We start from the raw sequence: 20,878 nt of genomic DNA, 5'->3' as shown, positions 1-20,878 counted from the left end.
TCAGCGCATGCACCTGATCCGCATCGATACGGTGAGCCTCGACGACGGCGAGGCGGCGGTCGACCTCGGGCAGCAGCCCGGCGACGTCGTCTTCCTGTCGTTCACCGATTCCGACCTGCTCGGCATGGCAAACGCCCACGCCGCCTGCGGGCCGGACTTCCCGTCTCTGCGGCTGGCCAAGCTGTCGCGGCTGCGCCACCCGATGTCGGTCGACCTCTACGTCGAAACGGTGGTGGCGAAGGCGAAGGTCGTCGTCATCCGCTGCCTCGGCGGGCTCGACTACTGGCGCTACGGCGTCGAACGCTGCGCCGCCGCGGCCCGGGCCGCCGGCATCCCGCTCGCGATCCTTCCCGGCTGCGACCGGCCGGACCCGCGCCTCGTCGAGCTCTCGACCGCGCCCGACCTCGCCCCGATCCTCGACGCCTATTTCCGCGCGGGCGGCCCCGAGAACCTGCGCCGGATGCTCGGGCGGATCGCGGCCGAGATCGGTTTCGCGACACCCGTCGAGCCGCCCGAGACCCTGCCGCGCGGGTTCGCCTGGTGCCCGGGCTGCGGGCCGCTGCCACTGGAGACCGCCCTGTCCGTCGGCGCCTCCCCGCTCGGGTTGACGGCACCCGACGCGCCCGCCCCGCACGCGCTGATCCTGGCCTACCGCTCGGCGGCGCTCGGCGGCGACGGCGCGCCGGCCGACGCGCTGGCCGCGGCGCTGCGCCAGCGGGGCATCGCGACGCTGACCGTCGCGGTGGCGAGCCTGAAGGACCCGGAGGCGGTCGAGGTCGTCCGCGCGGCGATCCGCGCGCGAAAGCCCGACCTGATCGTCGCCGCCACCGCCTTCTCGGCGCGCGAGGACGCCGGCTTCGTCCTCGACGCAGCCGACTGCCCGGTGCTGCAGGCCTTCACGGTCGGCAGCCCGCAGGAGGCCTGGGAGGCCTCGGCGCGCGGCATGAACGCGGCCGACCTCGCCATGCAGGTGGCGCTACCCGAGTTCGACGGCCGGCTCTCCGGGTTTCCGATCTCGTTCAAGCAGGAGGCTGAAGCCGTCGACGGGCACGCCGAGCGCCGCGCGGTCCCCTACGCCCCGGGGATCGCCGCACTCGCCGACCGCGCCGCCGCCTGGTTGCGCCTCGCCGCGACGCCCGCGCCGGAACGCCGGATCGCCGTGGTGCTGTCCGACTACCCGTCCCGCGGCGGCCGCGCCGGCTTCGCCGTCGGGCTCGACACGCCCGAGAGCGCCCGTGCGATCGTGTCGGACCTCGCCGACGCCGGCTACGCGGGCGGATCGCTGCCGGAGGCCGCCGCGCTCATGCACGCGCTGACGGACGGCGTGCAGGGTTTCGCGGTGTCGCTCGCCGACTACAGGGGTTGGCTTGCGACCCTGCCCGAGACGTCGCGCCAGGTTTTGACCGAACGCTGGGGCGCGCCGGACGCCGACCCCGCCATCCGGGACGGCTCCTTCCGATTCGGGATCGTGAGGTCCGGCCACGACACATCCCCTCCCCCCTCTGCGGGAGAAGGAGAGCTGGGCGCGGCGGGCCGCATCGCGATCTTCCTCCAGCCCGACCGGGGCCGGTCGGACGACCGCAAGGCCGGCTACCACGACCCCGACGAGCCGCCGACGCACGCCTACCTCGCGTTCCACCTCGGGCTGCGCCGCAACTTCGACGCCCTAGTTCACCTCGGCACGCACGGCACCACGGAGTGGCTGCCGGGCAAGGCCGTCGCGCTGTCGCCCGGGTGCTGGCCGGCGCGGGCCGTCGGCGCCCTGCCGGTGGTCTATCCGTTCATCGTCGACGATCCCGGCGAGGCGGCCCCGCTGAAGCGCCGGCTCGGCGGCGTCGCCCTCGGGCACCTGACGCCCGCCGTCGAGGCCGGCGGCCTCGATCCCGAGGCGGCGCGCCTGCGCGAGCTCGTGGAGGAATACAGCTCCGCGAGCGTCCTCGACCCGCGCCGCGCGGCGCTGATCGCGCGCGCCATCCTCGACGACGCCGAGGCGGCCGGCCTGCTGGGGGGCGCCGGCATCGACGCCGACACGCCCATGGCCGACGCACTCGCGGCGCTCGACGCGCATCTGTGCGACCTCGGCGAGACCGCGTTCCGGGACGGGCTCCACGTCTTCGGCCGCGCACCGGACGGCGCGCCGGACGCCGTCGCCGCAAGCGCGCGCGCGGAGCGCGCCGGCCTGCTCGCTGCCCTCGACGGCCGCTTCGTGCCGCCCGGCCCGTCCGGCTCGCCCTCGCGCGGGCGCACCGACGTGATGCCGACGGGCCGCAACCTGACCACCCTCGATCCGCGCGCGCTGCCGACCCGGGCGGCGACCCTGCTCGGCGAGAAGGCGGCGGCCGCGATCGTGCTGCGGCACCTGCAGGACGAGGGCGAATATCCCGCCCGCATCGTCATGGACCTTTGGGCCTCGCCGACCCTGCGCACCGGCGGCGAGGACGTGGCGCACGCGCTTGCACTGATGGGGGTGCGCCCGACCTGGGACCACGCCTCCACCCGCGTCACCGGCTTCGAGGTACTGCCGCTCGCCCTGCTCGACCGCCCGCGCATCGACGTGACCTGCCGTGTCTCGGGCGCGTTCCGCGACACCTTTCCCGACACCCTCGCCCTCCTCGACCGTGCCGCGCGCGCCGTCGCCGAGCGCGACGAGGAGGACGACGAGAACCCCCTCGCCGCCGCCCGCCGCCGCGGCGAGGGGCAGGCCCGGGTCTTCGGCGCGGCGCCCGGCCGCTACGGTGCCGGCGCCGCCGAGACGGCCCTCGACGGAGCCTGGGCCGACCGAAACGACCTCGGGCGCGCCTACCTCGCGGCCAGTAGCCACGCCTACGGCGACGCCGAGGGCGCGGATGCGGGCTTCGCCGCGCGGGTCGCTCAGGCCGACGCCTACTTTCACGCCTTCGACGTGGCCGAGCGCGACCTGCTCGACGGCGACGCCGCCGCCGACGCCATGGGCGGGTTCGCGGCCGCGGCGTCGCTCGCCGGCGGCACGCCGACGCTCTACAGCCTCGACGCCTCGAATCCCGAGGCGCCGAAGGCGCGCACCGCCCGCGAGGACGCCGCCCGCCTCGTCCGCGCCCGCTTGGCGAACCAGCGCTGGATCGCCGGCCAGCTTCGCCACGGCTATCGCGGCGCGCAGGAGCTGGCCCAGGGGCTCGACGCAGTGTTCGTGCTCGCCGCCGCCACCGACGCCGTGACCGACGCCGACTTCGACCGGCTCTACGGCGCCTGGATCGCCGACCTCGACACCTTCGACGCCCTGCGCGCCGCCAACCCGGCGGCGACCCGGGCGATCCTGGAGCGCTTCGACGAGGCCCGCGCCCGCGGGCTCTGGACCAGCCGCCGCAACGCGATGCCGGCCGACGAGCTGATGCCGCAGGCGGCGGAATGAGTGCGTCCCGCCGCGTCCTCCCCGAGGCCTCGAGCCGCCGCGGCTGGTGCCCGAGCCTCGCCCGCCCGATGCCGACCGGCGACGGGCTGCTCGCGCGCATCCATCCGCCGCTCGGCATCCTGACGCGGGCGCAGCTCCGTGCGGTGGCCGACGCCGCCCGCGTCTTCGGCAACGGCCATGTCGACGTCACCGCCCGCGCCAACCTGCAGCTGCGCGGCGTGAGCGAGGCCACCCGCCCCGGTCTCGTCGCGGCGTTGGACGCGGCCGGCCTCGGCGACGTGCGCGCCGACGGCGGCCCGCAGCGCCTCACCCTGACGAGCCCGCTCGCCGGGTTGGCAGGCGAGGCGATCGACGTGGCGGGCATCGCCCGCGCGATCGAGGCGCACGGGATCGCCATCGCCGGCCTACCGCCGAAGACCCTGGTGCTGATCGAGGGCGCCGGCCTCGATCCGGCGGAGATCGCGGCCGACATCCACGTGCGAGCGGTCGGACCCGGCGTGGCGGTTTTGGGCCTCGCCGAAGTGTCCGGCGTCGCGTGGGTCGGAACCTGGGACGCTGAGCGGGTCGCGCCAGCGGTCGCAGCGCTGTTGAGCAGGTTCGCCGCGAGCGGCCATCGCCGCGTCCGCGACCTTTCGGCCGACGCGCGTGCCGAGATGGTGATGGCTTTGTCGGCAAACGGCGCGACGCTCTTCCCCCCCTCATCTGGGGAGGTGAGAGGGAAAGGCGCCTTCTCCGGTGAAGCACCGCCATTCCTCCCGATCGAAGCGCCCTTCGGACGCTGCACCGTGGCGATGCTCGTCCGGCTGGCGCAGGTCGCGGACGACCTGGACGCGGACGACATCCGCGTCTCGCCGACGCGCGGCTTCGTCCTGCCGGTGCGCGGCCCGCGGTCGCAGTGTCGGTGCGATGCGGCGGCCGAACTCGCCGCCGCCGGCTTCGTCACCGCGCCCGACGACCCGCGCCGCGCGGTCGCCACCTGCCCCGGCGCGCCGGCCTGCGCCTCCGGCTCGACGCCGACGGGGGCGGATGCCGCCCGGCTCGCGGAGGCGTTCCGACCGTTCGCCGCGGCGGGGCTGACGGCGCACGTCTCCGGTTGCGCCAAGGGCTGCGCCCACCCGGGCCGCGCCGACCTGACGCTGGTCGCGCGCGCAGGGACCTACGGCGTCGTCCTCGACGGCGCGCCCGGCGATGCGCCGGCTTGGGAACTGACTTTCGACGCGGCGCTGGAGCGCGTATGGAGGGCGAAACCCGGCGCGCTGGCACAGGCGTTCGGCCCCTCTTCCCTCCGTCGGCAGCCAAGCGCCGAACAAACCATCGGGACCACGATATGAGCGCCCGCCACGAGTACCTGCGCGACGGCGGCGCGATCTACGCCCGGTCCTTCGCGATGATCCGCGCCGAGGCCGACCTTTCGCGCTGGTCGGGCACCGCCGAGCGCGTGATCGTGCGGATGATCCACGCCTGCGGCATGACCGACCTGCCGGCCGACGTCGAGATGTCCGAGACCTTCGCCGAGGCCGGCGAGGCGGCCCTGCGCGCCGGTGCGCCGGTCCTCTGCGACGTGCGGATGGTGGCCGACGGCTGCACCCGTGCGCGGATGCGGGCCGAGAACCGCGTGATCTGCACCCTCACCGACCCGCGCGTGCCGGCCATGGCCGCCGAGATGGGCACCACCCGCTCGGCCGCCGCGATGGAGCTGTGGCGCGAGCACCTGCCCGGCAGCGTCGTGGCGGTCGGCAACGCGCCGACCTCGCTGTTCCGCCTGCTCGAGCTCCTCGACGAGGGCGTCGCGCCGCCGGCGGCGGTGATCGGCATCCCCGTCGGCTTCATCGGCGCCGCCGAATCGAAGGAGGCGCTGGCGCGCGACGGGCGCGTGCCGTTCGTCGTGGTGCACGGCCGGCGCGGCGGCAGCGCGATGGCAGCCGCCGCCGTCAACGCGCTCGCCAACGAGATCGAGTGATGGACGCGGGCGAGAACCGCTTCGCGGAGGCGCCGGCCGCGCAGCCGGACCGGCCGGCGGCGGCCGTCACCGGCACGCTGTTCGGCGTCGGCATGGGCCCGGGCGACCCGGACTACCTCACCGTCCGCGCCATGCGGGTGCTGGAGCACGCGCCGGTCCTCGTCCACTTCTGCAAGAAGGGCCGCCGCGGCAACGCCCGCACCATCGCCGACGCGGTGCTGCCGCCCGAGCCCGCCCGCGAGTTCGCCCTCGCCTACCCCTACACCACCGAGTTGCACCCGGATCACCCGGATTACGTCGGGGCGCTCGCCGCCTTCTACGACGACGCGGCGGGACAGTTGGCCGACCACCTCGGCGCCGGGCGCGACGTGGCGATCCTGTCCGAGGGCGACCCATTCTTCTACGGCTCGTTCATGCACCTGTGGCGGCGCCTGAAGGACCGATTCCCGGTGGAGGTCGTGCCCGGCGTCACCGGCATGTCGGGCTGCTGGACCAAGGCCGGCACGCCGATCACCTGGGGCGACGACGTGCTGACGGTGCTGCCGGCGACCCTGCCGGCAGCCGACCTCGCCGCGCGGCTCGCCGGCACCGACGCCGCCGTGATCATGAAGCTCGGGCGCCACCTGCCGAAGGTCCGCGCCGCCCTGCGCGAGGCCGGGCTGCTCGGGCGCGCCGTCTACGTCGAGCGCGGCACCATGGCCGGCGAGCGCGTGGTGCCGCTGGCGGACAAACCTGACGACGTGGCGCCCTACTTCTCGATGGTGCTCGTGCCGGGCGAAGGCCGCAGGCCGTGAGCGCACGTGTCGCGGGAGGCGGAAGCCTCGCGGTCGTCGGCCTCGGGCCGGGCGACGCCGGGCTGCTCACCGCGCGCGCGCAGGCTGCGCTCGATGCGGCCGAGGATTTGATCGGCTACATCCCCTACGTCTCCCGCGTGCCCGATCGGCCGGGGCTGACGCGGCATGCCAGCGACAACCGTGTCGAGGTGGACCGCGCGCGCCATGCGCTGGAACTGGCGGCCTCCGGCCGGCGGGTGGCGGTGGTCTCGGGCGGCGACCCCGGCGTGTTCGCGATGGCGGCGGCGGTGTTCGAGGCGGTGGAGGCCGGCGATCCGGCATGGCGCCACCTCGCGATCACCGTCGAGCCCGGCATCACCGCGATGCTGGCGGCGGCCGCCCGCCTCGGCGCGCCGCTGGGGGGCGACTTCTGCGCGCTCTCGCTGTCGGACAACCTCAAGCCCTGGGACGTGATCACCGCCCGGCTCGAAGCCGTGCTGCGCGCCGACTTCGTGGTCTCGCTCTACAACCCGATCTCGTCGGCTCGGCCCTGGCAGCTGGGCAAGGCCCTCGGCATCGCCGCCGAGATCCGGCGGCCCGACACGCCGGTGGTGTTCGCCCGCGCCGTGACGCGCCCCGACGAGGCGATCCGCGTGATGACGCTGACCGAGGCGCGCACGGCCACCGCCGACATGGCGACGATGGTCGTCATCGGCGCCTCGACCACGCGGCTGATCCCGCGCGGGCCGGGCGAGCGGCCGTTCGTCTACACGCCGCGCAGCGTCGGATGAGGCCGGCCCGCGCCGACGAGCCGCGCCACGGCCCCGGCTGCGTCCGCCACCGTCTCGACCGCCGGCTTCCAGGGCTGGCGCACGATCACCACCGGCAGCCGAAGCTGTCGCGCCGCAGCGATCTTGCCGTAGGTCGCGGCGCCGCCGGCGTTCTTGGTCACCAGCACCGCGATGGCGGCGTCCCGCATCAACGCCGTCTCGGCGGCCTCGTCGAAGGGGCCGCGCGCGCGGATCGCCGTGAGGCGCGGCACGGGGAGCGCGTCGCCGAGCGGCTCGATCGTGCGCACGACGTATTCGTGCTGGGGCGCCGCGGCGAAGGCAGAGACCTCCATCCGGCCCACCGTGAGGAAGACGCGCCGGGGCGCCGCGCCCAGCGCCGCGACACAGTCCGCGACACTCTCGACCTCGTTCCAGAGGTCGCCCGGCGCGCGCGCCCAGGCCGGGCGGCGGATCGCCAGGAGCGGCACGCCGGCCGCCGCCGCGGCGTCAGAGGCGTTCCGGCCGATGCGCGCGGCGAACGGGTGGGTGGCGTCGACCAGCCGATCGACCGCCTCGTCGCGCAGGTAGCGGGCCAGACCCTCGGCGCCGCCGAACCCGCCGACGCGGGTCGGGACCGCCTCGACCGCCGGGTTCGCGGTGCGGCCGGCCAGCGACAGGGTGACGGCGAGGCCGGGATGGGGGAGAAGGCCGCGGACGAGGGCGCTGGCCTCCGTCGTGCCCCCGAGGATGAGGATCCGCATGGCCGCCTTGTCCGATAGGCCCGAACCGGTGTCGAGGCCCGCGCCGTGGCTCGCGATCGTCGGGATCGGCGAGGATGGCCGCGCCGGGCTCTCGCCCGCGGCCGCCGCGGCGCTCGACGGCGCCCGCGTGGTCTATGGCGGCGGCCGCCACCTCGCGCTCGCCGGCCGGCTCGATGCGGAATCGCGCGCCTGGCCGAGTCCGATCTCGGACGCCTATCCCGACATCCTGGCGCGGCGCGGGACGCCGACCTGCCTGCTCGCCACCGGCGACCCGTTCCATTACGGCATCGGCGCCGAGATCGCCCGGATCGTACCGGCCGCCGAGATCCGCGCCTTCCCGCTTCCCTCCGCCTTCAGCCTCGCCTGCGCCCGCCTCGGCTGGCCGCTCGCCGAATGCGCCTGCGTCACGCTGCACGGCCGGGCGCTCGCGCAGGTCGTCCGCCACCTGCAGCCCGGCGCGCGCCTGCTCGTCCTGTCCTGGGACGGGACGACGCCGGCCGCGGTCGCGGCGCTGATGACGGAACGCGGCTTCGGCGCCTCGCGGATCACGGTGTGCGAGGCCATGGGCGGCCCGCGCGAGCGCCTGCGTGAGAGCCCGGCGCGCGGCTTTGACCTCGGCGACATCGACGCCCTGAACACCCTGGCGATCGAGGTGGTCGGCGAGCCCGGCTGTCGCGCGGTCGGCCTCGCCGCCGGGCTCGACGACGGCTGGTTCGAGAACGACGGGCAGCTGACCAAGGCCGAGATCCGCGCCGTGACGCTCGCGGCGCTTCGTCCGCTCGCGGGGCAACTGCTCTGGGACGTCGGCGCCGGCGCCGGCTCGGTCGGTATCGAATGGATGCTGCGCCATCCCGCCATGCGGACGCTGGCGATCGAGGCCCATCCCGCGCGCGCCGAGCGCATCGCCCGCAACGCGCAGACCCTCGGCGTGCCGGGACTGGCCGTCGTCCACGGCCCGGCGCCGGACGCGCTCGCCGGGTTGCCGGCGCCGGACGCGATCTTCGTCGGCGGCGGCCTCTCGGCACCGGGCGTGCTGCCGGCGGCTTTGGCCGCCCTGCGATCCGGCGGCCGGCTCGTGGCCAACGCGGTGACGCTGGAGGGCGAGGCGGTGCTGCTCGCCGCCTTCTCCGCGCAGGGCGGGTCGCTGCGGCGGCTGTCGATCGCCCGCGCCGACCCGGTCGGCGGTCTGCACGGATGGCGGGCGGCGATGCCGGTGACGCAATGGGCCTGGACCAAGCCGTGACGGGACCCCGCCTCGTCGCCGGCATCGGCTTCCGGCACGGCGTCGCCCCCGAAGCGATCGTCGCCCTGATCCGCCGCGCCCTCGACGAGGCCGCGTGCGGGGGCGCCCTCGTCGCCATCGTCACCACCGCCGACCGCGCCGGCGAGCCGGCGATCCAAGAGGCCGCCGCCGCCTTCGGCCTCGTGCCCGCGTCGGTGGAGCCCGAAGCGCTCCTTTCGGTCGATCCGCGCGTGCCGACGCGCTCGGCCCGGATCGAGCAGTCGCGCGGCGTCGGCTCGCTGGCCGAGGCGACCGCCCTGGCGGTGGCTGGCGAGGGCGGACGCCTCGTCCTCGCCCGCATCGACGACGGGCGGGTCACCTGCGCGCTCGCGGCGATGGCGCCGACGGGCGCCGAACACCCGAATCTTGAATCCAAGCGCGCCCGAGCGGCGCAGATCGCGACCGCATGACCGTCCATTTCATTGGCGCCGGACCGGGCGCCCCCGACCTCATCACGTTGCGCGGGCGCGACCGCATCGCGGCTTGCCCGGTCTGCCTCTATGCCGGCTCGCTGGTCGCGCCGGAGATCCTCGGCTGGTGCCCGCCCGGCGCGCGGATCGTCGACACCGCCCCGCTCGACCTCGATGCGATCGTCGCCGAGATCGAGGCGGCGCATGCGCGCGGGGAGGACGTGGCCCGGCTGCATTCCGGCGACCTCTCGATCTGGAGCGCGCTCGCCGAGCAGATGCGCCGCCTCGACCGCATCGGCATCCCCTACACGGTCACGCCGGGCGTTCCGGCGTTTTCCGCCGCGGCCGCGCTCTTGAAGCGCGAGCTGACGGTGCCGGGCGTGGCGCAATCGGTCGTCCTCACCCGCACCTCCGGCCGGGCGAGCGCGATGCCGGAGCGCGAGACGCTGGCCGCCTTCGCCGCCACCGGCGCGACCCTCGCGCTGCACCTCTCGATCCACATCCTGGACAAGGTCGTCGCCGAGCTGATCCCGTTCTACGGCGCGCCCTGCCCGGCCGCCGTGGTGTTCCGCGCCTCCTGGCCGGACGAGCGGGTGATCACGGGCACGCTGGCGACGATCGCCGACCTGGTGGCGGGGTCGGGCATCGAGCGCACGGCGCTCATCCTCGTCGGGCCGGCGCTCGGCGCCGAAGACTTTCGCGAGAGCGCGCTCTACGCCGCCGACTACGACCGCCGGTTCCGGCCCGGCGGCGCGGTCGGGACGGTGGACGCCGAGGATTCGAACGCATGAGCGTGCCCGGCATCCTCGTCGCCGCGCCGCGGTCGAGCTCCGGCAAGACCACCGTGACGCTCGCGCTGATGCGGGCGCTCGCCCGGCGCGGCTTGCGCGTGCGGGGCGTGAAATGCGGGCCGGACTACATCGACCCGGCCTTCCACGCCGCCGCCACCGGCCATCCGAGCGTGAACCTCGACAGCTTCGCCATGGGGCCGGCCCTCCTCGACGCGGTCGCGGGCTTTGCCGTGCGCGATGCCGACATCGTCGTGGCGGAAGGGTCGATGGGCCTGTTCGACGGCGTCCGCGCCGGCGAGGGCCGCACGGGGGCGAACGCCGACATCGCCGCCCGCTACGGCTGGCCGGTGCTGCTGGTGCTCGACGTCTCCGGGGCGGCGCAATCGGCCGCCGCCATCGCGCTCGGCTGCTCTCTCTACGACCGGCGCGTCAAGATCGCCGGGGTGGTGCTGAACAAGGTCGCCAGCGCCCGCCATCGCCGCCTCGTCGAGGCCGGGCTGCAGCGCGTCGGCATCCCGGTGCTCGGCGCGCTGATGCGGGACGCGTCGCTGGTCCTGCCCGAGCGCCATCTCGGGCTCGTCCAGGCGCGCGAGACCGCCGACCTCGACGCCCGCCTCGACCGCCTCGGCGACCTCGCCGTCGAGGGGCTCGACTGCGACGCGATCCTGGCCGCAGCGGGCGGTGCGGTCCCCGTCGGCGCGGGCGCCCTCCCCTGCCCGCCCGGCCAGCGCATCGCGGTCGCCGCAGACGCGGCGTTCAGCTTCCTCTACCCGCATCAGGCGGCGGGCTGGCAGGCGGCAGGCGCCGAAATCGTGCCGTTCTCGCCGCTCGCCGACGAAGCGCCGGACGACGGCTGCGACGTATGCTGGCTACCCGGCGGCTATCCGGAGTTGCATGCCGGCCGCATCGCCGCAGCCACGACCTTCCGCGACGGCTTACGGACCTTCGCCGAGACGCGGCCGGTGCACGGCGAGTGCGGCGGCTACATGGTTCTGGGTGACAGCCTGGAGGACGCCGCCGGCATCCGGCATCCGATGGCGGGGTTGCTGCCGGTCGCGACCTCGTACAAGGCCCGCAAGCTCCATCTCGGATACCGCGTCGCCCACCCGATCGGCGACGGGTTGCTGGGGCCGGCCGGGCTGCGCCTCGTCGGCCACGAGTTCCACTACGCCACCGAACTCACCCCACCGCCGGCGGAGGACGAGGCGTTCTGCCGGGTCGCGGATGCGGAAGGAACCGACCTCGGCTTCGCCGGGCATCGGCGCGGCCGCGTCACCGGCACGTTCTTCCACCTGATCGCGCTGGAGGATTGACGCGGACCGCCGCGCAGGCCGCAGCGGACCGCGCCCCCGTGGTGCCCATCAGATCGCGTTACTCGGCGGCTTCGGCCTCGGCCACGTCGGCTTGCGGCTGACCGAGCTTGGCCACCGTCCGCACGATCGCGAGCACGTCGCGGCGCATCTGGTCGTTCTCGATCAGCGCGTAGGCGCGCAGCAGCTCGATCGCGCCGTGCGCGCTGAGGAAGCCGAACACGTCCTCCTTCGGGGCCGCGCCCTCGTCCTTCTCCTCGAAGAAGGCCGAGACCGGCACGTCGAGCAGCCGGGCGATCTCGCGCAGGCGCCCGGCGCCGACACGGTTCTGGCCCTTTTCGTATTTCTGCACCTGCTGGAAGGTGACGCCCACCGCCGTGCCGAGCGCCGTCTGGCTCAACCCGCGGGCCTTGCGCAGGGCGGTGATGCGGAGCCCGACGAGGCGGTCGACGTCGGTGGTCTGTTTCGGCATCATCGTCGGACACAGTCCTGTTTCGCGGCCACAACTTAGGGCGCACCGCCATCCTCGCGCGGTTCTGCCGCCGCTCGGACGATTGACACCCAGTCACGCAGGCCGCCACCTGCCTCGCGCGCGCCTGACGGTGCCCTGCCGACGCCCGGCGAGGGCGAAGGGCTACCCACCCGAGCGCTTCAACAAAAACAACTAGGACACGAATTAAACGAGAATGCAAGCTTAGATCGTTCCAGCAGGGCGGTTGTCACCGCGTTCGCGCTTACCCGCCTCATGCCCGCGCTAAAACTATAGTAAGTGAGTTCTCGACTTGCGGTCGTTGTCCGGCCGCAACCCTGGGTGGGAACTACGCAGACCGGCAGTCCGACTTCGGAACGATGGCCGGACGCCATCAAATCATGGAGATGTTGATGTTCATTGCGATGAATCGTTTCAAAGTCGTTAAGGACTCCGCTACCGATTTCGAACAGGTCTGGCTCGGGCGCGACAGCCACCTCGGCGAGATGGAGGGCTTCGTCGAGTTCCACCTGCTGCGCGGACCGGAGGCGGACGACCACATCCTCTACGCGTCGCACACGATCTGGCGTTCGAAGGCAGACTTCGAGGCCTGGACCCGCTCCGAGCAGTTCCGCAAGGCGCACGGCCGCGTGCCGACGACGAAGCCGCTCTATCTCGGACATCCGCAGTTCGAGGGCTTCGAGACCATCCAGACCGTCGGCGGAGCCGAGAACGCCGTCGCCGCCGAATGATCGCGCGGCCCCGGCCTCCGCGCACGCGGGCCGGGGCTTCGATGCAGCCAAGTCTTCGATTTAGCCGAGCCTTCGCTTGGACTGTGCCTGGCCGGTGGACGAACTCGCCCGTCGGGGCCGATGCCAAGTCTTCAAGCTCTCGAACACGGCTTTGACGGAGTCGAGCCCGCTCTCACTAGAAGCCTCACCTGCCCTCGGCGTCCGCTCTCATCCCCTTATGCACGCAAGTCTGCGCGCCCCGTCGAAGCCGCCGGGTCGTCACGCGACTTGCGGACCCGCGCGGCCGCTGACTACTGCGAAGTCATGTTTTCCAAATCATCACGACGATATGAAGCGTGAGCGCGAAACGCATTCCCCACCGAATCCGTAGGGTAACGACGATAATCAATTTCCTTTTGCGTTCTTAACTTAGGGAAATGGTCTTCTCGGTAGTTTCCTCACGTTGCGACGCGCCGGTCGGCGTCTTATGGCGAAAGAGTCTAGCGCAATGTCACGGGCGTCGTGATCACGGCCCTACGCTTGCTCCGTCGTCCAAGAGTGCTCGTTGCGACCCACGATGTGCGTCGTTTCGGGACACTGTCCGGTTCAGTTCGGAACATGGCGCGCCAGATGTTTCAAGATCGTCTGCCCGAGACCTTCCAACCGCTGCCGACCTCGGCCGAGCGGCGGCGCACGGTTTGGGCGGCCCTGCTGCCGCGCCGGAGCCGGGACGCGTTCCGCGTCGGCATCTCGGCCTCGGTGGCGGTGATCGACATGCTGTCGATCGTTCTGACCGCGATGGTGATCGAATACGGCTACTTCTACATCCTCAACGGCGAGGTGATGCCGCTGTCGTCGAGCTGGGGCCTGCAGCTCTCGGGACTCCTCGCCTTCGTCATCGTCTCGACCTCGGCCCTGCGCGAGGAATACGCGATCGAGGCGATGCTGGCGCAGAAGGCGTCGCTCCAGCGCAGCGCCGCCCTGTGGCTGGTCGCGTGGGCGGCCGCCCTGGTCGTGGGCTTCATCACCAAGACCACCAACGACGTCTCCCGCGTCGTCGCGTTGACCCTGTTCGTCTGCGGCCTGCCGGCGCTGATGCTGGCGCACGCGGCGATGATCGGCCTCGTGCGCCGCGGCGTGACGCCGGCCTCCAGCTCGGTCAGCCGCGTCCACCTCGTCGGCTTCGAGGACGACATCGCCCGCTTCTACGCCAGCAACGAAGCCGACTCCCTCGGCCTGCGCGTCGTCGGCACGAGCTACCTCCGCCGAATCGACACCCGGGCCGACGCGGCGACCCGCCACGCCCAGATGTCCGAGGACCTCGACCTCGCGGTCTCCGTAGTGCGGTTCCTGCGACCCGACGACGTCTTCATCCTGGTGCCCTGGGCCGACACCGCCGAGGTCGAGCGCTGCATCGACGCGTTCCTTCGGGTGCCGGCGGCCCTGCACCTGCGCCCGGGCTCGGTGCTCGACCGCTTCCCCGACATGCAAGTCTCCCGCGTCGGCCGGCTCTCGGGCATCAACATCGGGCGCCGCCCCCTGAGCATTGCCGAGGTTCTGCTCAAGCGCATCCTCGACGTGACGCTCGCCACCATCGCCCTCTTTGCACTGAGCCCGCTGCTCGCGGCGGTGGCGGTTGCGATCAAGCTCGACAGTCCCGGCCCGGTGTTCTTCCGGCAGAAGCGCTACGGCTTCAACCAGCAGCCCTTCGGCGTGTTCAAGTTCCGCAGCATGAAGGTGGAATCCGACGCGGTGTTCAAGCAGGCCTCGCGCAACGATTCGCGGATCACCCGGGTCGGCGCCTTCCTGCGCCGCTCCAACATCGACGAGTTGCCGCAGATCCTCAACGTGCTGAAGGGCGAGATGTCGCTCGTCGGGCCGCGGCCGCACGCGCTCGCCCACGATCGCAGCTTCGAGCGACGCATCGCGCTCTACGCGCGGCGCCACAACGTCCGCCCGGGCATCACCGGCTGGGCGCAGGTCAACGGCCTGCGCGGCGAGACGCTGACCGATCTCGACATGGAGCGCCGGGTCACCCACGACCTGCACTACATCGACAACTGGTCGATCTGGTTCGACATCCAGATCATGTTCCAGACGGTGTTTTCGCGCCGCGCCTATCGCAACGCGTTCTGAGCGTTTCCAGGGTCTGATTTTCGGCGGCGCTGACTCCTGTCAGGCGGCTGATCCTACCATCCACGTCATTTTGAGGTGCGGACGAGAAGCGGAAGCCTCGAAGGAGCCCTCTAGGGATCGTGCGCGTTCTGCAGACCTCCTTCGAGGCCGGTGACGCGGCACCTCAGGATGAGGTGGTGGGTGGGAAGGGAGCGCATCGTCCGCCGCCGGCCGTCTCCCTCAATGCGCGTCGTCGCCCTGTCGCCCATGGCAGGCGCCGCACTCGCCCTCGACTTCGAGGATGCGGCTCGCGGGGCGGAAGCCTGCCCGCTCCAGGGTGCGGCCGAGCCCGGCTTCGATCTCCGGCGACGTGGTCTCGTCGATGCCGCCGCAGCTTCGGCAGATCAGGAACACCAGCCCCTCCCCGGCGCCGTGCTCGTGCGCGCAGGAGACGAACGCGTTGCGGCTGGCGATGCGGTGGACGAGGCCGTTCTCGGTGAGGAAGTCGAGCGCGCGATAGACCGACACCGCCGCCACCCGGCGCTCGGGCCCGCTGAGGCGCTCGGCGATGTCGTAGGCCCCCATCGGCTTGCCGGTCTCGGCGACGGCCTGGAGCACGTCGTGGCGCAGCTTGGTGAAGTGCAGGCTGCGGTCGCGGCAGAGCTTCTCGGCACGCGCCATGGTCGCGGCGGCGTGGTCGGCCCCGCACGCGCCTCCCTCGTGCCCGGCGTGGTCGTGCATTCCGCTCCTTGCGTCCCAGCCTTGGCGTCCCGACCGCGATTGAACGCTGCCGGTGTTACAGTGTATCACCGGAGATTATAGGCCGCGCACCCGGTCCGGGCAACGGATCGACGCCCGGCCTTCGCGCCCCTCGATCAAGATCGCCTCCCTTGAGACCCAGATCACGCCCGCCGGCTTCCTCGTCCGCGTCGCTGTTCCACAGCGGCTTGGCGTTCCGCCTCGGCCTGGCCGCCGCGCTCGCCGGGCCGCTGTGGCTGGCGATCGCCTGGACGCTCGGCACATGAGTGCGGGCGCGCCGACCCCCGGCGACATCCGCTTGAACTGCCTGACGCTCGGCTACGACCGGCATCCGGCGGTGCATCACCTCGACGGCACCATCCGCCGCGGCGACCTGCTCGCCCTGGTCGGACCCAACGGCGCCGGGAAGTCGACCCTGCTCAAGGGGCTGATCGGCGACATCCCGAGCCTCGACGGGCAGATCCTGCGTGGCATGCCGGCGCGCACCCTCGCCTACCTGCCGCAGGCCGACGAGATCGATCGCAGCTTCCCCTTGAGTGTCCTCGATCTCGCCAGCATGGGCCTGTGGCGGCGCTCCGGCGCTTGGCGCAGCCTGCTCGGCCATCGCGGCGCCGTCCAGCGGGCGCTCGAGGCCGTCGGCCTGTCCGGCTTCGAGGCGCGCCCGATCGGGACGCTCTCTGGGGGGCAGTTCCAGCGGGCGCTGTTCGCCCGCCTGATCCTGCAGGACGCGCAGGTGATCCTCCTCGACGAACCCTTCACCGGGGTCGACGCACGCACCACCGACGACCTGATCGCGCTGATCCGCACCTGGCACGGCGAGGGCCGGACCATCGTCGCGGCCCTGCACGACCTGGCGCAGGTGCGTGCGCATTTCCCAAAAACCCTGCTGCTCGCCCGCGAGCCGGTGGCCTGGGGCGCGACCGCGTCGGTGCTGTCGCCGCAGAACCTCGCCCGCGCCACCCGCCTGTCGGAGGCCTGGGACGAGGATGCCGCGATCTGCGCCCACGACCACGCTCACGCCGCGGCGGGGCTCGACGCACCGGGAGGCGGGCACGACCACGCCCATGCCCACGAGCACGGGCATGGGCATGGACATCACCACTCGGCCTCCACCGAACAGCGCGAGACTGCGGCGTGATCGATCTCGTTGCGCCGTTCGTCGAGTTCGGCTTCATGCGCCGGGCGCTGGTCGGCTGCCTCGCCCTGTCGATCTCGGCGCCGCCGGTCGGCGTGTTCCTGATGCTGCGCCGGATGAGCTTGATGAGCGAGGCGATGAGCCACGCGATCCTGCCCGGCGCCGCGGTCGGGTTCCTCGTGGCCGGCCTGTCGCTGCCGGCGATGACGCTCGGCGGGTTGGTGGCCGGGCTCACTGTCGCGCTGCTCGCCGGCCTCGTCACACGCTCCACCGTGATCCGCGAGGATGCGAGCCTCGCCGCGTTCTACCTGATCTCGCTCGCCGCCGGCGTCCTGCTGGTGTCGCTGCGCGGATCGCAGATCGACCTGCTGCACATCCTGTTCGGCACGGTGCTAGCCCTCGACGACCCGGCGCTGCTGCTGCTCGGCGGCATCGCGACGGCGACCCTGTTCGGCCTCGCCCTGATCTACCGCCCGCTGGTGATGGAATGCGTCGACCCGCTGTTCCTGCGCACGGTGAGTCGCAGCGGCGGCCCGGTGCACTACGCCTTCCTCGGCCTGGTGGTGATGAACCTCGTCGGCGGGTTCCAGGCGCTCGGCACCCTGCTCGCGGTCGGCCTGATGCTGCTTCCGGCGATCGCAGCCCGGTTCTGGGCGCGCGACCTCGGCACGCTGATCCCGGCCTCGATGCTGATCGCGGTGCTGGCGAGCTTTTCCGGCCTCAGCCTGTCCTACCATCTCGACCTGCCGACCGGGCCGGCGATCGTGCTGGCGGCGGGTGCCCTGTATCTCGTGTCGATGCTGGCCGGCCCGCGCGGCGGTCTGCTCTACCGCCTCGTCAAGCCGAGACACCTCGAGGCGTGAACTCAAGCGATACGATTCGGAGCGTTTCGGCTCAGAGGTGGAAGAGACTAATGATCCCTGCGACGATCGCGTAAGCGAAGCCGGCGTTGAGCAGCACGCCGAGGCTTCCGATCCCCAGCCCGACCAGCACCAGGATGCCGTCGCGCTCGACCAGCCCGAGGCCGACGAGGCAGACCGCGAGGCCGAGGGGAATCTGGCCGATCACCGGCGCCGCGACGATCAGGGCGAGCGACAGTGTCAGCAGCGCGATGCCCATGCCGCGCATGCCGAGCGCCGTCTCGAACACGCTGAGCCGCGGCCGCGACCACCGCTCCAGCCGCCGCAACACCGGCACGGCGCGCTTGACCGCGCGCTCCACGTCCTTTCGGGCGACCGAGCGCCCGAGCAGCGCCTTCGGCAGCCAAGGCGAGGATTTGCCGATAGCGATCTGCACCGCGACGAGGAGCAGCAGCAGGCCGCAGACCAGCGGGATCGGCGGCGGCATCGGCAGGCAGTTCGGCAGGCCGAGCAGCACCACCAGCAGCGCGAAGGCACGATCCCGCAAGACCGCGACGATGTCGCCGACGGTCAGGCGGTCCCCCTCCTGGTTGGCGAGAACCGTGAGGACGTCGGACGTTCGGGCACCGGAATACAAAACGTGGCCGCAGGTTGCTGTCCCGGCGCGGGCTCTAGCCGAGTTCCGCACCGCCGCCAAGCGCCGCTTCCCCGCGGCCGTGCGAGCGCGTCGGACGTCGATCGTTGATAGGCTGGCAAACCCGCCTCAAAGAACATTTTCTTTCAAGTTGCTCGGCTTACGCATTTGCCGACTTGAAGTAAATTCGACGCCCATGAGGTTGATAAATCCACAACAGATCATCCCCGAAATGATGCCCGCAACGGAATCGAGAAGACGGCGGGTCACGCGACAATCATCATCGTCGCGTCGAAAGACTGAGATCTTGTTCCTGAATGAGGGGCGCGGCGTTGAGATGCCCGGCTGCATCGACGGGACGGCGGTGGATCGCTACGCGCGTGGCGGGCCTCGTGCTCGCAGTCACAGCGCCGGGATGTTCCACGGCGTGCGCGGGCGAGGTCGACACCCTCCTGTTCGGCAGCCTCGATGCGGGCGCAGCGAACTTCCTATCGGTCGGCGCCAAGGTCGCGCTCGACAGGCTCGATCGCCCGGGCTTCGCCGTGCTGGCGAGCGTCGGCGGGGGACGGCGCAACGAGACGCCCTGCGTCTGCGCATCGACGTCCGGGCCCGTGCGCCTGTCGCGCTACACCGCGCTCGGTGCGACGCTGGTCGGCTATCAATGGTTCTCCGAATGGGGCGTGGTTGCCCTCTACGCCGGCCCCGAAGGCGCCATCGAGGCCCTGATCGACGGCCGTAGCGAGGCGACGCTGCCGGTACAGTGGGGCCTGCGCCTGCACGGCGAGGTCTGGGCGCGCCCGACCGACGAGACCCTGGTCCAGGCCACCTTGGTGCTCGGCTCGGCCCGCGATTCGGCCTGGTCCCGGATCGGCCTCGGCTATCGCGCCTGGGGCGCCTACCTCGGTCCGGAGGCCAGCCTCTACGCCGACCGGTCCGGCTATACGAAGTGGAACGTCGGGCTCCACGCCACCGACTTCGCAATCAGCGCCTACAATTTTCGCGTCTCGGGCGGCGTCCAGATCGAGAGCAACGCACGGCGGCCGAGCCCCTACGTGGCTTTGTCGGTTTGGAGCCCGCTCCGATAGGCCGATATCAGAAGATGCGGAGCTGATCCTTCGAGCGCCTACCGGCCTCATCGGGAATCGCACGTGACGCGGACGGCGCGTCCGCGCTCAAGCCGTCGAGGAACGAGGCCGCATCGGATGCGATCTCGGCCTTGCGCGCCGGCGTCATCTTGGCGAGCGAGCGGTAGGGCATGGCGAGGCGCGGATTGCCCTCGAGCCGGTCGGCGTTGGCCATCAGGAAGTTCCAGTACAGGTAGTTGAACGGGCAGGCGTCCGGTCCGGCCTTCTTCGCCACGTCGTAGCGGCAGGCGCCGCAGTAATCCGACATCCGGTTGATGTAGGCGCCCGACGCCGCGTAGGGCTTCGAGCCCATCACGCCGCCATCCGCCCACAGCACCATGCCGTGGACGTTGGGAAGCTCGACCCACTCGTAGGCGTCGGCGAAGACGACGAGGTACCATTCCTCGACCTGGGCCGGCGCCAGGCCGGCAAGCAGAGCGAAGTTGCCGGTCACCATCAGGCGCTGGATGTGGTGGGCGTAGGCGTGCGCCCGGGTCTCGGACACGACCTGCGCCAGGCAGTTCATCTCGGTCTCGCCCGACCAGTAGAACCACGGCAGGTCGCGTGTCGCATCGAGCGCGTTGGTCTCGGCGTAGGCCGGCATCCGCGCCCAGTAGAGGCCGCGCACGTATTCGCGCCAGCCGAGGATCTGACGGATGAAGCCCTCCGCGCAATGGAGGGGCGCGGCGCCCTCGCGGTAGGCGCGCTCGGCGGCGCGGCACACCTCCTCCGCGGTGAGCAGGCCGGTATTGAGCGGTGGCGAGATCAGCGCGTGGTAGAGGAACGGCGCACCGGCCTTCATCGCATCCTGGTAGTCGCCGAAAGTCGGCAGCCCGTCGGCGATGAAGTGCTTCAGGGCGTCGAGGGCTTCGCCGCGGGTCACCGGCCATCCGAAGCCGTCGAGGTCGCCGAAATGCCCTGCGAAGTGGCGCTCTACGAGGGCGAAGACCTCGCGCGTCGTCGAATCCGGCGCGAAGCGCAGGCGGTTCGGCACCGCGTGGTTCTTCGGTAGCTTCTTGCGGTTGTCGGCGTCGAAGTTCCACTGGCCGCCGACCGGCTCCTTGCCGTCCATCAGCAGCCCGGTGCGGCGGCGCATGCCGCGGTAGAACGTCTCCATGCGCAGCGCCCGCCGGTCGCCGGCCCAGTCGGCGAACTCGCGCCGCGGGCACAGGAAGCGGTTGTCGTCGCGGATCTCCACCGGCACGGCGAGGTCGTCGCGCCAGTCCTGCATCATCGCCCAGACGCGCCACTCGCCGGGCTCCGTCACCACGACCCGCGTGGGGGCGTGCCGGGCCGCCGCGCGTTCGAGTTCGCCGGTGAAGCTGCCCGTGTTGCCGGGATCGTCGAGGCGGACGTAGTCGACGGCAATGCCCTCGGCCTCGAGCTCGACCGCGAAGTGGCGCATCGCCGAGAACAGGAACGCGATCTTCTGCTTGTGGTGGCGGACGTAGGTCGCCTCCGCCATCACCTCGACGATCAGCACCACGTCCCCGTCGTCGAGGTCGACGAGGCTCGACACGCGGCGGTTGAGCTGGTCGCCGAGGACGAAGCGCAGGGTCTTGGCGCGAGGGGACTTTCGCGGGGCCGACTTTTGTGGAGCCAAGCG

The 20,878-nt window shown here is 72.3% G+C and carries 21 protein-coding genes; 15 read left to right on the top strand and 6 right to left on the bottom strand.

The features are described from left to right. Nucleotides 1-7: 7 nt before the first annotated feature. Genes cobN through cobJ form a run of 5 tightly spaced genes read left to right on the top strand, consistent with a single transcriptional unit; the run spans nt 8 to nt 6,912 of the window. A complete protein-coding gene (cobN, locus tag FV234_RS00275; protein WP_147827774.1) occupies nt 8-3,388 on the top strand; it encodes a cobaltochelatase subunit CobN in 3,381 nt (1,126 codons plus the stop codon). After that, nucleotides 3,385-4,719, top strand: coding sequence for a hypothetical protein (locus FV234_RS00270; RefSeq protein ID WP_147761377.1), 1,335 nt, complete (start codon nt 3,385-3,387; stop codon nt 4,717-4,719). Before cobN ends, FV234_RS00270 begins: the two co-directional genes overlap by 4 nt. Continuing rightward, on the top strand, nt 4,716-5,348 hold the full coding sequence (locus FV234_RS00265; RefSeq protein ID WP_147761378.1) for a precorrin-8X methylmutase: 633 nt from the start codon (nt 4,716-4,718) through the stop codon (nt 5,346-5,348). Before FV234_RS00270 ends, FV234_RS00265 begins: the two co-directional genes overlap by 4 nt. Continuing rightward, on the top strand, nt 5,348-6,142 hold the full coding sequence (locus FV234_RS00260) for a precorrin-2 C(20)-methyltransferase (protein WP_147761379.1): 795 nt from the start codon (nt 5,348-5,350) through the stop codon (nt 6,140-6,142). The genes FV234_RS00265 and FV234_RS00260 overlap by 1 nt, the downstream gene beginning before the upstream one ends. Continuing rightward, nucleotides 6,139-6,912, top strand: a complete 774-nt coding sequence (gene cobJ / locus FV234_RS00255; protein ID WP_147761380.1) for a precorrin-3B C(17)-methyltransferase — start codon at nt 6,139-6,141, stop codon at nt 6,910-6,912. Before FV234_RS00260 ends, cobJ begins: the two co-directional genes overlap by 4 nt. Here the strand turns inward: cobJ and FV234_RS00250 are convergent. Next, on the bottom strand, nt 6,888-7,652 hold the full coding sequence (locus FV234_RS00250; protein ID WP_147761381.1) for a cobalt-precorrin-6A reductase: 765 nt from the start codon (nt 7,650-7,652) through the stop codon (nt 6,888-6,890). The two genes, cobJ and FV234_RS00250, sit on opposite strands and share 25 nt — an antisense overlap. Between FV234_RS00250 and cbiE the strand changes: the two genes are divergently transcribed. Genes cbiE through FV234_RS00230 form a run of 4 tightly spaced genes read left to right on the top strand, consistent with a single transcriptional unit; the run spans nt 7,651 to nt 11,448 of the window. Then, nucleotides 7,651-8,895, top strand: coding sequence for a precorrin-6y C5,15-methyltransferase (decarboxylating) subunit CbiE (gene cbiE / locus FV234_RS00245; protein ID WP_147761382.1), 1,245 nt, complete (start codon nt 7,651-7,653; stop codon nt 8,893-8,895). The genes FV234_RS00250 and cbiE overlap by 2 nt on opposite strands. After that, nucleotides 8,874-9,344: a cobalamin biosynthesis protein gene (locus tag FV234_RS00240; RefSeq protein ID WP_147827773.1), complete on the top strand. Its 471-nt coding sequence runs from the start codon at nt 8,874-8,876 to the stop codon at nt 9,342-9,344. Before cbiE ends, FV234_RS00240 begins: the two co-directional genes overlap by 22 nt. Further along, entirely contained in the window at nt 9,341-10,135 is a 795-nt protein-coding gene (gene cobM, locus FV234_RS00235) for a precorrin-4 C(11)-methyltransferase (protein ID WP_147761384.1), read from the top strand. The genes FV234_RS00240 and cobM overlap by 4 nt, the downstream gene beginning before the upstream one ends. Next, entirely contained in the window at nt 10,132-11,448 is a 1,317-nt protein-coding gene (locus tag FV234_RS00230; protein ID WP_147761385.1) for a cobyrinate a,c-diamide synthase, read from the top strand. The genes cobM and FV234_RS00230 overlap by 4 nt, the downstream gene beginning before the upstream one ends. A gap of 58 nt (nt 11,449-11,506) precedes the next feature. Here FV234_RS00230 and FV234_RS00225 read toward each other — a convergent pair whose 3' ends face one another. Next, nucleotides 11,507-11,920, bottom strand: coding sequence for a helix-turn-helix transcriptional regulator (locus FV234_RS00225; RefSeq protein ID WP_147761386.1), 414 nt, complete (start codon nt 11,918-11,920; stop codon nt 11,507-11,509). Between the two features lie 407 nt (nt 11,921-12,327). Between FV234_RS00225 and FV234_RS00220 the strand changes: the two genes are divergently transcribed. Together FV234_RS00220 and FV234_RS00215 are read left to right on the top strand one after the other, a co-directional pair. After that, nucleotides 12,328-12,666 carry an antibiotic biosynthesis monooxygenase gene (locus tag FV234_RS00220; protein WP_147752914.1) on the top strand — a complete coding sequence of 113 codons (339 nt, stop codon included), beginning with the start codon at nt 12,328-12,330 and terminating at the stop codon, nt 12,664-12,666. Between the two features lie 609 nt (nt 12,667-13,275). Next, complete coding sequence (locus FV234_RS00215) at nt 13,276-14,781, top strand: exopolysaccharide biosynthesis polyprenyl glycosylphosphotransferase (protein ID WP_147761387.1); 1,506 nt, start codon at nt 13,276-13,278, stop codon at nt 14,779-14,781. A gap of 219 nt (nt 14,782-15,000) precedes the next feature. Here the strand turns inward: FV234_RS00215 and FV234_RS00210 are convergent, their stop codons facing one another. Further along, entirely contained in the window at nt 15,001-15,501 is a 501-nt protein-coding gene (locus tag FV234_RS00210) for a Fur family transcriptional regulator (RefSeq protein WP_147752916.1), read from the bottom strand. A 149-nt stretch (nt 15,502-15,650) separates the two neighbouring features. Here FV234_RS00210 and FV234_RS26885 point away from each other — a divergent pair, with 149 nt between their 5' ends. Genes FV234_RS26885 through FV234_RS00200 form a run of 3 tightly spaced genes read left to right on the top strand, consistent with a single transcriptional unit; the run spans nt 15,651 to nt 17,517 of the window. Beyond that, a complete protein-coding gene (locus FV234_RS26885; RefSeq protein ID WP_281406013.1) occupies nt 15,651-15,785 on the top strand; it encodes a hypothetical protein in 135 nt (44 codons plus the stop codon). After that, nucleotides 15,782-16,657, top strand: coding sequence for an ABC transporter ATP-binding protein (locus FV234_RS00205; RefSeq protein ID WP_147813970.1), 876 nt, complete (start codon nt 15,782-15,784; stop codon nt 16,655-16,657). The genes FV234_RS26885 and FV234_RS00205 overlap by 4 nt, the downstream gene beginning before the upstream one ends. A gap of 35 nt (nt 16,658-16,692) precedes the next feature. Beyond that, complete coding sequence (locus FV234_RS00200) at nt 16,693-17,517, top strand: metal ABC transporter permease (RefSeq protein WP_147761457.1); 825 nt, start codon at nt 16,693-16,695, stop codon at nt 17,515-17,517. 31 nt (nt 17,518-17,548) lie between these two features. Here FV234_RS00200 and FV234_RS00195 read toward each other — a convergent pair whose 3' ends face one another. After that, nucleotides 17,549-18,151: an exopolysaccharide biosynthesis protein gene (locus FV234_RS00195; RefSeq protein WP_147752932.1), complete on the bottom strand. Its 603-nt coding sequence runs from the start codon at nt 18,149-18,151 to the stop codon at nt 17,549-17,551. A gap of 126 nt (nt 18,152-18,277) precedes the next feature. Further along, on the bottom strand, nt 18,278-18,499 hold the full coding sequence (locus FV234_RS26445; RefSeq protein ID WP_187277278.1) for a hypothetical protein: 222 nt from the start codon (nt 18,497-18,499) through the stop codon (nt 18,278-18,280). A gap of 29 nt (nt 18,500-18,528) precedes the next feature. Here FV234_RS26445 and bcsS point away from each other — a divergent pair, with 29 nt between their 5' ends. After that, the gene (bcsS, locus tag FV234_RS00190) at nt 18,529-19,233 is read left to right on the top strand and encodes a cellulose biosynthesis protein BcsS (protein WP_238270770.1); all 705 of its coding nucleotides are present in this window, start codon (nt 18,529-18,531) and stop codon (nt 19,231-19,233) included. Between the two features lie 7 nt (nt 19,234-19,240). Here bcsS and FV234_RS00185 read toward each other — a convergent pair whose 3' ends face one another. After that, nucleotides 19,241-20,875, bottom strand: a complete 1,635-nt coding sequence (locus FV234_RS00185; protein WP_147827772.1) for a cryptochrome/photolyase family protein — start codon at nt 20,873-20,875, stop codon at nt 19,241-19,243. Nucleotides 20,876-20,878 lie beyond the last annotated feature (3 nt).

Origin of the sequence: Methylobacterium sp. WL8, assembly GCF_008040045.1 — a bacterium.
GTDB classification, from domain to species: Bacteria; Pseudomonadota; Alphaproteobacteria; order Rhizobiales; family Beijerinckiaceae; genus Methylobacterium; species Methylobacterium cerastii.
The sequence above is the reverse complement of the archived record's forward strand: the minus strand, read 5'-3'. Positions and strand labels throughout refer to the sequence as shown.

Excerpts from the sequence above, each read along its gene's own strand:
- FV234_RS00230 (WP_147761385.1), top strand. The coding sequence starts at position 10,132 with ATGAGCGTGCCCGGCATCCTCGTCGCCGCGCCGCGGTCGAGCTCCGGC.
- FV234_RS00265 (WP_147761378.1), top strand. The coding sequence starts at position 4,716 with ATGAGCGCCCGCCACGAGTACCTGCGCGACGGCGGCGCGATCTACGCC.
- FV234_RS00205 (WP_147813970.1), top strand. The coding sequence starts at position 15,782 with ATGAGTGCGGGCGCGCCGACCCCCGGCGACATCCGCTTGAACTGCCTG.
- cobN (WP_147827774.1), top strand. The coding sequence starts at position 8 with ATGCACCTGATCCGCATCGATACGGTGAGCCTCGACGACGGCGAGGCG.
- FV234_RS26445 (WP_187277278.1), bottom strand. The coding sequence starts at position 18,499 with ATGCAGCCGGGCATCTCAACGCCGCGCCCCTCATTCAGGAACAAGATC.
- FV234_RS00220 (WP_147752914.1), top strand. The coding sequence starts at position 12,328 with ATGTTCATTGCGATGAATCGTTTCAAAGTCGTTAAGGACTCCGCTACC.
- FV234_RS00210 (WP_147752916.1), bottom strand. The coding sequence starts at position 15,501 with ATGCACGACCACGCCGGGCACGAGGGAGGCGCGTGCGGGGCCGACCAC.
- FV234_RS00200 (WP_147761457.1), top strand. The coding sequence starts at position 16,693 with ATGCGCCGGGCGCTGGTCGGCTGCCTCGCCCTGTCGATCTCGGCGCCG.
- cobM (WP_147761384.1), top strand. The coding sequence starts at position 9,341 with ATGACCGTCCATTTCATTGGCGCCGGACCGGGCGCCCCCGACCTCATC.
- FV234_RS00240 (WP_147827773.1), top strand. The coding sequence starts at position 8,874 with ATGGGCCTGGACCAAGCCGTGACGGGACCCCGCCTCGTCGCCGGCATC.
- FV234_RS00270 (WP_147761377.1), top strand. The coding sequence starts at position 3,385 with ATGAGTGCGTCCCGCCGCGTCCTCCCCGAGGCCTCGAGCCGCCGCGGC.
- cbiE (WP_147761382.1), top strand. The coding sequence starts at position 7,651 with ATGGCCGCCTTGTCCGATAGGCCCGAACCGGTGTCGAGGCCCGCGCCG.
- FV234_RS00215 (WP_147761387.1), top strand. The coding sequence starts at position 13,276 with ATGTTTCAAGATCGTCTGCCCGAGACCTTCCAACCGCTGCCGACCTCG.
- FV234_RS00225 (WP_147761386.1), bottom strand. The coding sequence starts at position 11,920 with ATGATGCCGAAACAGACCACCGACGTCGACCGCCTCGTCGGGCTCCGC.
- FV234_RS00250 (WP_147761381.1), bottom strand. The coding sequence starts at position 7,652 with ATGCGGATCCTCATCCTCGGGGGCACGACGGAGGCCAGCGCCCTCGTC.
- FV234_RS00260 (WP_147761379.1), top strand. The coding sequence starts at position 5,348 with ATGGACGCGGGCGAGAACCGCTTCGCGGAGGCGCCGGCCGCGCAGCCG.